Annotated in this window: 13 protein-coding genes; 10 read left to right on the top strand and 3 right to left on the bottom strand. The window is 72.4% G+C overall.

Annotation, left to right across the window (positions count from 1 at the left end; translation table 11 throughout):
- Together SACSA_RS0110995 and SACSA_RS0111000 are read right to left on the bottom strand one after the other, a co-directional pair.
- On the bottom strand, positions 1 to 1,065 hold a 1,065-nt coding region (locus SACSA_RS0110995; RefSeq protein WP_019815874.1), incomplete at its 3' end, for a cation:proton antiporter.
- Between the two features lie 8 nt (positions 1,066 to 1,073).
- Complete coding sequence (locus SACSA_RS0111000; RefSeq protein WP_019815876.1) at positions 1,074 to 1,556, bottom strand: cation:proton antiporter regulatory subunit; 483 nt, start codon at positions 1,554 to 1,556, stop codon at positions 1,074 to 1,076.
- Positions 1,557 to 1,621: 65 nt separating this feature from the next.
- Here SACSA_RS0111000 and mbhE point away from each other — a divergent pair, with 65 nt between their 5' ends.
- The 10 genes from mbhE to der all read left to right on the top strand — a co-directional run bounded on the left by mbhE (position 1,622) and on the right by der (position 10,878).
- Positions 1,622 to 4,060: a hydrogen gas-evolving membrane-bound hydrogenase subunit E gene (mbhE, locus tag SACSA_RS0111005; protein WP_019815878.1), complete on the top strand. Its 2,439-nt coding sequence runs from the start codon at positions 1,622 to 1,624 to the stop codon at positions 4,058 to 4,060.
- Positions 4,057 to 4,683, top strand: coding sequence for an MnhB domain-containing protein (locus SACSA_RS22505; RefSeq protein WP_019815880.1), 627 nt, complete (start codon positions 4,057 to 4,059; stop codon positions 4,681 to 4,683). Before mbhE ends, SACSA_RS22505 begins: the two co-directional genes overlap by 4 nt.
- Positions 4,680 to 5,156, top strand: a complete 477-nt coding sequence (locus SACSA_RS0111015) for an NADH-quinone oxidoreductase subunit K (protein WP_019815882.1) — start codon at positions 4,680 to 4,682, stop codon at positions 5,154 to 5,156. The genes SACSA_RS22505 and SACSA_RS0111015 overlap by 4 nt, the downstream gene beginning before the upstream one ends.
- Complete coding sequence (locus tag SACSA_RS0111020; RefSeq protein WP_019815883.1) at positions 5,153 to 6,688, top strand: Na+/H+ antiporter subunit D; 1,536 nt, start codon at positions 5,153 to 5,155, stop codon at positions 6,686 to 6,688. The genes SACSA_RS0111015 and SACSA_RS0111020 overlap by 4 nt, the downstream gene beginning before the upstream one ends.
- On the top strand, positions 6,685 to 7,278 hold the full coding sequence (locus SACSA_RS0111025) for a Na+/H+ antiporter subunit E (RefSeq protein ID WP_019815885.1): 594 nt from the start codon (positions 6,685 to 6,687) through the stop codon (positions 7,276 to 7,278). Before SACSA_RS0111020 ends, SACSA_RS0111025 begins: the two co-directional genes overlap by 4 nt.
- A complete protein-coding gene (locus SACSA_RS0111030; RefSeq protein WP_019815887.1) occupies positions 7,275 to 7,541 on the top strand; it encodes a monovalent cation/H+ antiporter complex subunit F in 267 nt (88 codons plus the stop codon). Before SACSA_RS0111025 ends, SACSA_RS0111030 begins: the two co-directional genes overlap by 4 nt.
- On the top strand, positions 7,538 to 7,879 hold the full coding sequence (gene mnhG, locus SACSA_RS0111035; protein WP_019815889.1) for a monovalent cation/H(+) antiporter subunit G: 342 nt from the start codon (positions 7,538 to 7,540) through the stop codon (positions 7,877 to 7,879). Before SACSA_RS0111030 ends, mnhG begins: the two co-directional genes overlap by 4 nt.
- 55 nt (positions 7,880 to 7,934) lie before the next feature.
- Positions 7,935 to 8,669: a (d)CMP kinase gene (cmk, locus tag SACSA_RS0111040; protein WP_028661778.1), complete on the top strand. Its 735-nt coding sequence runs from the start codon at positions 7,935 to 7,937 to the stop codon at positions 8,667 to 8,669.
- Positions 8,666 to 9,325 carry a lysophospholipid acyltransferase family protein gene (locus SACSA_RS0111045; protein WP_019815893.1) on the top strand — a complete coding sequence of 220 codons (660 nt, stop codon included), beginning with the start codon at positions 8,666 to 8,668 and terminating at the stop codon, positions 9,323 to 9,325. Before cmk ends, SACSA_RS0111045 begins: the two co-directional genes overlap by 4 nt.
- A gap of 80 nt (positions 9,326 to 9,405) precedes the next feature.
- The gene (gene der / locus SACSA_RS0111050; protein WP_019815895.1) at positions 9,406 to 10,878 is read left to right on the top strand and encodes a ribosome biogenesis GTPase Der; all 1,473 of its coding nucleotides are present in this window, start codon (positions 9,406 to 9,408) and stop codon (positions 10,876 to 10,878) included.
- A 15-nt stretch (positions 10,879 to 10,893) separates the two neighbouring features.
- On the opposite strand, the gene SACSA_RS22510 is transcribed toward der, so the two are convergent.
- A partial coding sequence (locus SACSA_RS22510; protein WP_048876675.1) for an ROK family protein occupies positions 10,894 to 11,279 on the bottom strand: 386 nt, incomplete at its 5' end.

The raw sequence follows: 11,279 nt of genomic DNA on the forward strand, positions 1-11,279 counted from the left end.
GGCGAGCCGCCCGTCGACGGCTCCGGCCGAGACGGCAAGGCCCGCGATGACGATGGAGACCTCCCCTCGGGCGACCAGGGCGGCGCCCGCCCGGGCACGTCCGAGGGACGCGACACCGGCCCGGCGCGCGGCCCACCAGCCCGTGCCGACTTTCGTCGCGGTGGTGACCAGCGCCAGCACCACCGCCCACAGCAGCACCAGTGGGATGGCGCCGGGGTCGGTGTGCAGGCCGAACACCACGAAGAACACCGCGGCGAACAGGTCGCGCAGCGGTTCGAGCAGTTTCGTCGCGTTCTCCGCGGTGGGCCCGGAGATGGCGATGCCCAGCAGGAACGCGCCCACGGCCGCCGAGACCTGCATTGCCGAGGCGATGCCCGCCACGAGCAGCGCCGAGCCGAGGATCTTGAGCAGGAACACCTCGCGGTCGGCGCTGTCGACCACCGTCGAGACGTACCTGCCGTACCGCAGCGCCACCAGCAGGACGACGCTGACCACGGCGAGTGAGACACCCACGGCCTTGAGCCCGCCGAGCAGGCTGACCCCGGCCAGCAGGGCCGTCAGGATCGGCAGGTACAGCGCCATCACCAGGTCTTCGAACACCAGGACCGACAGCACGACCGGGGTCTCCCGGTTACCGAGCCTGCCGAGGTCACCGAGGACCTTGGCGATGATGCCGGAGGAGGAGATGTAGGTGACGCCGCCGAGCACGAGGGCACCGAGCGGGCCCCACCCCAGCAGCAGCGCCACGGCGGCGCCGGGGGCGGCGTTGAGCACGATGTCGAGCAGCCCCGCCGTCCAGGACCGGCGCAGGCCGGTGAACAGTTCGTCGGCCGTGTACTCCAGCCCCAGCGTGAGCAGCAGGAGCACGACGCCGATCTCGCTGGCCAGCGAGGTGAACTCGGAGATGTCGCCGAGCGGAAGCAGCCCGCCCTCGCCGAAGGCGAGGCCGCCGAGCAGGTAGAGCGGGATCGGGGACAGGCCGATCCGGCCCGCCAGCCTGCCCAGCACACCCAGTCCGAAGAACACCGCGCCCAGTTCGAGCAGTGCGAGGGCTGTGTGGTCCACGGGCGGCCTCAGCCGTGTCTGAGGATCGTGGCGGCCTGGTCGAGGCCCTCGGTGGTCCCGACCGCCACGAGCACGTCACCCGCGGTGAACACGAACTCCGGATGGGGCGAGGGGTGCACGTGGCCTGCCCGCATCACCGCCACCACCGAGACCCCGGTGCGGCTGCGCAACGCGGCGTCGCCCAGCGTGCGGCCGTCGAAGGGGGATCCGGTCCGGACCGGGAGCTGCCGGGTGCTGACGCCCGCCAGTTCCCGGTGTTCCTCGGTCAGTCGCGCCACGAGCTGCGGTGCCCCGAGCAGGTTCGCCAGCGTGCCCGCCTCCTCGGCCGTGAACGGCAGCGAGGCCAGGCACGCGTCGGGGTCGTCGGCCTTGGAGACGATGAGTTCGATGTGCCCGTCGCGGTGGGTCACCACTCCCACCCGGCGGCCGCTGGACAGGGCGAAGTCCTTGCGCACCCCGATTCCCGGAAGAGGCGTCACGTCGACGTTCACGATGCCAACGGTAACCGACGCCGTGCCGCCGTTTGCCGTCACCGTGCCCGGGGTAGCCGGGCACGGTGCTGATCGCGGTCGTCGTCCATCTGGCGGTGGCGGCGGTGCTGCCTGCGCTGGCGCGGCCGTTGGGGCGGCAGGCGTTCATGCTCGGCGCGGTGCCCCCCGCCGCCGCGCTCGTGGTGGCGCTGACCTGGCTCGGGTCCCTGCCGAGGACCGAGTCGGTGGCGTGGGCCCCTGCCGTCGGCCTGGAGTTCACCACGCGCCTGGACGCGCTGGCGATGGTGATGGTCGTGCTGGTCACCGGCATCGGGACGATCGTGTTGGTCTACTTCGCCCGGTACGCGAAGCCGGGTGAGGAAGGCATCGGCCGCGACTCGTGCGTGCTCGTGCTGTTCGCGGGCGCGATGCTGGGCCTGGTCCTGGCCGACGACATCTTCTCGCTCTACGTGTTCTGGGAGATCACCACCGTCTGCTCGTTCCTGCTCGTCGGCGGCAGCGGGCGCACGCGGGAGGAGCGCCGGTCCGCGCGCCAGGCCCTGCTGGTCACCGTCCTCGGCGGTCTGGCCCTGTTGCTCGGGTTGATCCTGCTCTCGACCGCCGCCGGGACGTTGCGGATCTCCGAGATCGTCGCCGACCCGCCCGGCGGCGCCGCCGCCACGGCCGGGATGGCGCTGGTACTGGTGGGCGCGTTCACGAAGTCCGCGCAGGTGCCCTTCCACCCGTGGCTGCCCGCCGCGATGGTCGCGCCCACACCGGTCAGCGCCTATCTGCACGCGGCGGCGATGGTCAAGGCAGGGGTGTACCTGGTGGCGCGCTTCGCCCCCGCCTTCGCCGACCGGCCCGAATGGTGGGTGCCGCTGGTCGTGGTGGGACTGTGGACGATGCTGCTCGGCGGCTACCGGGCACTGCGGCAGTACGACCTGAAGATGTTGCTCGCGTTCGGTACCGTCAGCCAGCTCGGCTTCCTCATGGTCCTGCTCGCCGTCGGCACGCGGGTCGCCGAACTGGCGGGGGCCACGATGATCCTGGTCCACGGCTTGTTCAAGTCGGCGCTGTTCCTCGCCACCGGCGCGATCGACAAGGGAACAGGGACCCGGGACCTGCGCAGGCTGTCCGGGCTCGGCAGGCGCTGGCCCGTGCTCGCGGTGTTCGCCACGCTCGCGGCGGCGTCGATGGCGGGGGTACCGCCCCTGCTCGGTTTCGTCGGCAAGGAGACCGCGCTGGAGGCCTTCACCCACGCCACGACGAAGGATCTGATCATTCTCACCGGTCTGGTCGTGGGCTCGGTGCTGACCACGGCCTACACCGTGCGCTACCTGGTGGGCGCGTTCGGCGGCTCCGGCCCCGCCCCCGGTGAGACCGATTCCTCCCCCGGAGTGGGCGAAGGCGGCTCCGGCGCGGTGCGCACGCCGGGCGCGGTGTTCACCACGGCCGTGGCCCTGCCCGCCGCGGCGGGACTGGTACTGGGCCTGGCACCCGGACTGGTCGAGCGGTTGACCGGACCGTTCGCCGACCGCTTCGCAGGCAAACAGGACTACCACCTCGCGCTGTGGCACGGCTGGACCCCGCCGTTGTTGCTCTCGGTGATCATCCTGGTCGGCGGGTACCTGCTGTACCGGGGCAGCGCGGTGTTCGACCGCACGGCGGGACGGCTTCCCCCGGCGCTGCGGGCCGACGACGGCTACCGCGCGGCCCTGCGCGGGCTCAATCGCGTGGCGGCGGGGTTCACCGCCCGGGTCCAGACCGGATCGCTGCCGGTGTACCTGGGCACGATCCTCGTCGTGCTCGCCGTCGTCCCGACCTGGGGACTGGTGACGGACTCCGTGTGGCCGGGCCCGCTGCGGCTGGTGCACACCGAGATGCAACTCCCGTTGTCGGTGCTGGTGGTGATCGCCGCGCTGACGCTGCCGCTGGCGCAGCGCAGGCTCACGGCCGTGCTGCTGACGGGCCTTGTCGGCTACGGGATCGGCGGGCTGTTCCTCGTTTACGGCGCGACCGACCTCGCCCTGGCCCAGTTCCTGGTGGAGACCCTCACGCTGGTGGTGTTCGTGCTGGTGCTGCGCCGGGTCTCGGCGCCGTTCGTGCGCACGCACGTGACCACCCGCCGTGCCGACATCGGCAAGGCCGTCGTCGCCGTGGCGGCGGGCGGGTTCGTGGCCGTGTTCGCGACGGTGTTCTCCGGCCTGCGCGAATCGCGGTCGGAGATCGGCGCGGCCTACGCCGCGTGGGCCGAACCCGAGGCCGGGGCGAGCAACGTGGTCAACGCCATCCTCATCGACTTCCGGGCGCTGGACACCGTCGGGGAGATCACCGTGCTGCTGGTGGCGGCCACCGGCGCGGCCACGCTCGGCCTCGCACTGGCCCGGGGCCGGCACCGTACGATCCCCGTGCCTTCCGAGGCCGCGCCCGAGGCGGGCGAGGACGGCGACGGTGCGGGGTCCGGCCACGCCGACGGGACAGAGGACGGCACGCGCGGCGCCGGTCCGGAGGTGAGCCGGTGAGCGAAGGGTCCCGCGAGGCGGAGTGGGAAAGCCTGGATGTCCCGAAGCAGCGGTGGTTGCGCAGTGGGCGCAGCCCCGCGGGCTGGCCCAGGTCCTTGCAACTCGAGGTCGGGGTGCGCGTGGTGTTTCCCACCGTGCTCGTGTTGTCGGTGTACCTGCTCTTCGCCGGGCACCACCACTCGGGAGGCGGGTTCACCGGCGGACTCGTGGCCGGACTCGCCTTCGTGCTGCGGTACGTCGCGGGCGGAAGCATGGAGCTGGCCGCTGCCGTGCGCCTGCGGCCACCCGCGGTGATCGGTGCGGGTCTCATGCTGGCGACGGTGACCGCGCTGGTGCCGATGCTGTTCGGGTACCCGGCGCTGACCAGCGCGAAATGGCAGGCGCACGTGCCTGTGTTCGGCGAGGTCGCGGTCGGCAGCAATCTCGCCTTCGACATCGGTGTCTACGTGCTGATCATCGGGGTGGTCCTCGACCTGCTGCGGACGCTCGGCGCGGGCATCGAGAAGCGCGAACTCGAACGAGAGGAACGCGAGGGGCTGCTGGGGCGCGGCGAGTTCCTCGGGGAAGAGCAGGAGGCCGAACCGGATGCGGGGCGGCACCGGCGGGAGGGAGATCAGCGGTGAGCATCGACCTCGTCACCACCGTCGTGCTCGGCGCCGTGTACGCGGCCGGGTTCTTCCTGCTGATGCAGCGCTCCCTGATGCGGGTGATCCTCGGGTTCGTCGTCGTCGGACACGGTGCGAACCTGTTCCTCCAGGTCGCGGGCGGCCCGCCGGGTTTGCCCGCGTTCGTCGGGCTGGTCCCCGGCGCGGCGATGTCCGACCCGCTGCCCCAGGCACTCGCGCTGACCGCGGTGGTCATCACCTTCGGCCTGACGACGTTCCTGCTCGCCCTGGCCTACCGGGCGTGGGTGCTGCTCGGCGACGACGAGGTGCAGGACGACCTGGAGGACCGCCGGATCGCCCAGGCGCTCGCCGAGGCCGACGCGCGACAGGCCGAGGCGGACGCCGAGGTCGCCCCGGGCTCACGCGACACCGGTGCCGGGCGGGAGGAAGGCCCGGTCGACGCGCGCACCGAGGGGGGACACAGCCGGTGAACATCCTGGTCGCGCTGCCCGTGCTCGTGCCGCTGCTGGCGGCGGCGCTGTCGCTGACGGTGTCGCAGGTCCCGGCCGCCCAGCGGGTACTGAGTCTGCTCGTGCTGGCCTTCATCGTGGTCGTGGCGGGCGTGCTGCTCGTGCGAGCCGACACCACCGGCCCCGTGGTGCTTCAGCTCGGCGGATATCCGCCGCCGGTCGGCATCACGCTGGTCGCCGACCGGCTCGCCGCGCTGTTGTTGCTCGTCTCCATCGTGGTGATGCTCGGCGTGCTGGTGTTCGCGATCGGCCAGCGGGTCACCGACACCGGCCGCGCCTCCACCACCACGGCGTTCCACCCGATGTATCTGGTGCTGTGCTCCGGGGTCTCGCTGGCCTACCTCACCGGCGATCTGTTCAACCTGTTCGTCGCCTTCGAGATGATGCTGTCGGCCTCGTACGTGCTGATGACCCGGCACACCACCGCCGACCGGGTGCGGCCGAGCATGACCTACGTCATCGTCAGTCTCACCTCGTCACTGCTGTTCCTGACGATGGTGGCGCTGGTCTACGCCGCCACCGGCACGGTGAACCTCGCCGACCTCTCGCACAGGATCGCCGACCTCCCCGGCGGCATGCGCACCACGCTGGGCCTGCTGATGGTGGTGGTGTTCGGGATCAAGTCCGCCGTGGTGCCGCTGCACTTCTGGTTGCCGGACAGCTACCCGACCGCGCCCGCGCCCATCACGGCGGTGTTCGCGGCGCTGCTGACCAAGGTCGGCATCTACAGCGTCATCCGCACCCAGACCCTGCTGTTCTCCAACGCCGCCGACTGGAACTTCCTGCTCGCCGTGGCGTTGCTGACGATGCTGGTCGGCGCGCTCGGCGCGATCGCCCAGAACGACCTCAACCGGTTGCTGTCGTTCCTGCTCGTCAGCCACATCGGGTTCATGCTGTTCGGGCTGGCGCTGTTCTCGGTGCTCGGGCTCGTCGGCGTGATCCTCTACATCCTGCACCACATCGCCGTGCAGGCGGCGCTGTTCCTGGCCAGCGGCCTGCTCACCCGGCACACCGGCACCGCGTCACTGCGTGACATGTGCGGCGCCGCGTCGAGTTATCCGCTCGTGGCGTTCCTGTTCGCGATTCCGGCTCTGAGCCTGTCCGGAATCCCGCCGTTCTCCGGGTTCGTGGCGAAGGTGGCGCTGCTGCGCGCCGGGATCGAGGTCGCCACCCCGATGGCCTACCTCGTCACCGGCGGCGCGATCCTGACGAGCTTTCTCACCCTGTACGCGATGAGCAAGGTGTGGACGTCCGCGTTCTGGGGACGGCCCCGGCCCCCGGTGCCGGACCCGGACCCCTCGGACACGCTCACCGTGGGCACGGGTAGGACCTCGCCCGCCATGCTGCTCGCCGCCGCGGGGATGGTGCTGACCGGTCTGCTCATCGCGGGCAGCGCGGGACCGGTGTCGGACATCGGGGAGCGCGCGGCGGGAGACCTGCTCGCCCGCTCGCCCTACCGGCAGGCCGTACTCGGCACCGGAGGCGGGTCATGACCGACAGGTTCTCGCTCGCGCTGTTCCTGTGGCTGGTGCTGGTCTGGATGATGCTGTGGGGATCGGCCGCGCCGGGCACCGTGCTGATGGGTGTGCTCGTGGCGATCGGGGTCCTGCTGCTGTTCCCCCTGCCGACCCGGCGGCTGCCGCGATTCCGGCCGGTGTGGCTGCTGCGCCTGTTCGGCTTCGTCGCCGTCGACCTGTTCGCCTCGGCCCTGCGCACCTCCCTTGAGGTGCTGCGCTACGGCCCGCGCGTGCGGGCCGCGGTGGTCGCGGTGCCGTCGCTGTCGGACACCGACCACGTGGTCGCCGCCTCGGCCGGGGCCGTCTCGCTGACCCCGGACACGTTCGTCATCCAGATCGACCGGGACAACGGCGTCTACTACGTCTACTCGCTCGGAGTGCGGACCCGGGAGCAGGTCGACCGGGTGCACGACCAGTCGCTGGAGCTCCAGGTCCGGGTCGTGCGCGCGCTCGGCCCTGCCGAGGAGGCCGACGGGATCGCCGAGCGTGCCCGCGCCCGGCGGCGCGGGCGGCGCCCGGTCTCCCCGGAGAAGTCGCCGGAGACCCCATCGGAGGAGGGCTCGTGATCGCCGTCTACGTGACGACCTACGTCCTGCTCAGTGTCGGGGGGCTGCTGACCCTGTGGCGGATGCTGCGCGGACCGAGCGTCCTCGACCGCGTGCTCGCGCTCGACGTGCTGCTCGTGCTCATCGTCGCCGGTGTCGCGGTGGGGATGGCCTGGTCCGGGCTGGACCTTAACGTGGCGCTGTTGCTGTCGGTGGCGCTGCTGAGCTTCATCGGCTCGGTCAGCGCCGTGCGCCTCGTCGAACGGTGGGGAGGCCGCGGATGATCGTGCTCGACGTGCTCACCGCCGTGCTGCTGCTGCTCGGCGGGCTGTTCTGCGCGCTGGGCGGCCTCGGCGTCGTCCGGTTCCCCGACCTGGCGACACGGCTTCAGGCGGCGACCAAGCCGCAGACGCTGGGCCTGCTACTGATCCTGGTGGGCAGCGCGTTGCAGCTGGAACCGTCGAACGCGGCGGGTATCCTGCTCGCCGGCCTGTTCCAGGTGATCACCGCTCCAGTGCTCTCCCAGCTGTTCGGCGGTGTCGCCTACCACCTGGGGGCGGTGGAGGAGGACACTCTCCTCGTCGACGACCTCGCCGAGCGCCTGGATGCTTCCCGCCGCTGACCGCCAGGCAGAATGGGCCGCGCAGGTAACCACATCAGGGGAAGGATCGGTCTCGGTGGCGGGAGCCCTACGCGGGGTGGTAGCACTCGACGGCCCTTCGGGGACCGGCAAGACCACGGTCGCACGCACACTGGCCGCCACGCTGGGGGCGGAGTACTTGGACACCGGCGCGATGTACCGCGTGCTCACCCTGGCGGTGCTGCGCGCGGGCATCGACCCGGAGGACGCGGAGGCCGTCGCGTCGCTGGCCCGCCGCACGGAGGTGGGTGTGGGCACGAGCCCCCACACCCCCACGGCGTCGCTCGACGGCGCCGACGTGGGCGAGCGGATCCGCACCGAGGAGGTCAACGGCGCGGTGTCGGCGGTGTCCGCCGTGCCCGAGGTGCGCGGCCTGCTCGTCGCGCACCAGCGCCGGATCATCGCCGAGGCCGTGGCCACCACGGGCGGGATCGTCGTCGACGGCCGTGACATCGGCACGGTGGTGGCTCCCGAGGCGCCGCTCAAGGTGTTCCTCACCGCCTCGGCGGACGTGCGGGCGCGGCGGCGCAGCGCTCAGGACTCGGCCGCGGGCAGGGCCTCGACTCCGTCGGACGCGAAGGCCTCCGTCGAACGCCGCGACCAGCTCGACAGCACCCGTGCCACCTCGCCGCTGCGGCCCGCCGAGGACGCGGTGTCGCTGGACACCTCCGAGCTGACCGTGGAGCAGGTGATCGAGGCTCTGCGGGCACTGGCGGACCGGCACGGCATCCTCACCCACGCCTCCGGCGGGATCGCGGAGACCCGCCGGTGACCGGGACGACCGGACTGCCACCCGGGGCGGTGCCGTGGCTGCACGAGACGGCCCGCACGATCGCCCGCCACCTCTACCGTCCGGTGTACCGGGTGCGGGTGGAGGGCGCGGACCGTGTGCCGCGCACGGGACCGGTGGTGCTGGTCGCCAACCACAGCACCCTGATCGAACCGCAGCTGATCTTCGGAATGCTGCCGCGCCGCTCGGTGTTCCTGGTCAAGGACGAGTTGTTCACCGGGCCGGTGGGCGCGGCCCTGCGCCGTATCGGGCAGGTGCCCGTGCGCCGGGGCGAACCCGACCGCACCGCGCTGCGCATCGCCACCGGGGTCCTGCGGGACGGCGGCGTGGTGGCCGTGTTCCCCGAGGGAACCCGAGGAGCCGGGGACGTCGCCTCCGCGCAGCGGGGCGCGGCCTGGCTCGTGCGGACGACGGGGGCCGTGGTCCTGCCGGTGGCGGTGCGGGGGACACTACGGGCACGGGGAACACGGGCACCGGGAACACGGTGGCCCGCCCGCACCCGGGTCGACGTCCACGTGGGCGAGCCGTTCGCCCTCGATGTCGGCCCCGGCCGGGCGGGACTCGACGAGGCCACCGAACGCCTCCGCTCCGGACTGGCCGAGCTGGTGGCCGCGGTGGACCGGCGCCGGGGCGACTGACCGCCAGGACGCGGATTCCCCGCGCGAAGCCAGGGTGGCGCCGCGAGCGCACCCCGATCGAGGAAGAGACACAGACACCCATGACCGAACACGACGGCGTCCTCGACGGCGCTCTCGACGGCGCTCTCGCGGGGGCGGACGGCACCTGGTCCGACGAGTCGGAGTTCGCGGTGCTCGACGCCGACGGCATCGCCGGCGACACCGTCGAGACCGACGGCGACCAGGCCGCCGCACAGCCCGTGGTGGCCGTCGTCGGCAGGCCCAACGTCGGCAAGTCCACGCTGGTCAACCGCATCCTCGGCCGACGCGAAGCGGTGGTGCAGGACACCCCCGGCGTGACGCGGGACCGGATCGCCTACGACGCCACCTGGAGCGGGCGCCGGTTCACGCTGGTCGACACCGGCGGCTGGGAGCCCGACGCGGTCGGGATGCGCTCGTCGGTGTCGGCTCAGGCCGAGCTGGCGATGTCCACCGCCGACGTGGTGCTGCTGGTGGTGGACGCCACCGTCGGTGCCACCTCCACCGACGAGGCGGTGGCGAAGGTCCTGCGCCGCGCGCGGCGTCCCGTGCTGCTGGCCGCGAACAAGGTCGACGACCAACGCCTGATGGCCGAGGTCGCGTCGCTGTGGTCGCTGGGGCTCGGGGAACCGCACCCGGTCAGCGCCCTGCACGGCCGCAGCTCCGGCGACCTGCTCGACGAGATCGTCGCGGCCCTGCCCGACGCGCCCCGTGAGCTCGACGGGCCCGTGTCCGGTCCCCGCCGGGTGGCGCTGGTCGGCAAGCCCAACGTCGGCAAGTCGAGTTTGCTGAACAAGCTCACCGGACAGGACCGGGCCGTGGTCGACGAGGTCGCGGGCACCACCGTGGACCCGGTGGACTCGCTGGTGGAACTGGACGGGCAGACGTGGCGGTTCGTCGACACCGCCGGGCTGCGCAAGCGGGTGCAGACGGCCAGCGGCACCGAGTACTACGCCTCGCTGCGCACGAAGACGGCGATCGACGCGGCCGAGGTCGTGGTCGTCCTGCTCGACGCGGGGGAACCGTTGTCCGAGCAGGACCTGCGGATCGTCTCCACCGTCGCCGAATCCGGCCGCGCGCTCGTGCTGGCGTTCAACAAGTGGGACCTCGTCGACGACGAGCGCAGGCGGCGACTGGACAGGGAGATCGACCGGGGGCTGGTGCGCGTGCCGTGGGCCGAGCGGGTCAACGTCTCCGCCCTGACCGGCCGTGCCGTGCGCAAGCTCGCGCCCGCGATGCGCACCGCACTCGACTCGTGGGACCAGCGGGTTCCCACCGGCCAGCTCAACGGCTGGCTGTCCGACCTGGTGGCCGCGACCCCGCCGCCGGTGCGGGGCGGCAAGCAGCCCAAGGTGCTGTTCGCCACGCAGGCGGGTATCCGGCCGCCCACGCTGGTGCTGTTCACCACCGGATTCCTGGAAGCGGGGTACCGGCGCTTCATCGAGCGCAAGTTCCGCGAGCGGTTCGGCTTCACCGGAAGCCCGGTGCGCTTGGGTGTCCGCGTCCGGGAGAAGAAGCCGCGCAAGGGCCGCTGACCCCGCGCGGGCGCGTCACAGCGGTTCGCGCAGCGGCACCCCGACCAGCTCGGGAGCGCCCGTCGGGCTGCCGCGCTCGACCCAGCGCGCCAGCCGTTCGGCGGTGAACAGCTCGTCGAGCACCATGAACGCCGCGCCGACGAGGCCTGCGCGGTCGCTGAGCGTCGAGCGGTCCAGGCGCAGTTCGCGCGTGGCCAGCGGCAGCGAGCGCCGGTAGACGGACTCGCGCACGGCCGCGAGCAACAGATCCCCCGCACCGGCGACGCCGCCGCCGATGATGACCAGGGCGGGATTGTAGAAGCTGACCAACGTGGCGAGCAGGCTCCCGACCAGCCGCCCCGCCCGGGTCAGCAGCTCGACGGACACGCGGTCGCCCGCCGCCGCGGCGCGGGCGAGGTCGG

The organism is Saccharomonospora saliphila YIM 90502 (genome assembly GCF_000383795.1).
Classification (GTDB): domain Bacteria; phylum Actinomycetota; class Actinomycetes; order Mycobacteriales; family Pseudonocardiaceae; genus Saccharomonospora; species Saccharomonospora saliphila.

What these genes read in the sequence shown, in the direction of transcription:
- SACSA_RS0111025 (WP_019815885.1), top strand. Translation starts at nt 6,685, where the DNA reads ATGACCGACAGGTTCTCGCTCGCGCTGTTCCTGTGGCTGGTGCTGGTC.
- mnhG (WP_019815889.1), top strand. Translation starts at nt 7,538, where the DNA reads ATGATCGTGCTCGACGTGCTCACCGCCGTGCTGCTGCTGCTCGGCGGG.
- der (WP_019815895.1), top strand. Translation starts at nt 9,406, where the DNA reads ATGACCGAACACGACGGCGTCCTCGACGGCGCTCTCGACGGCGCTCTC.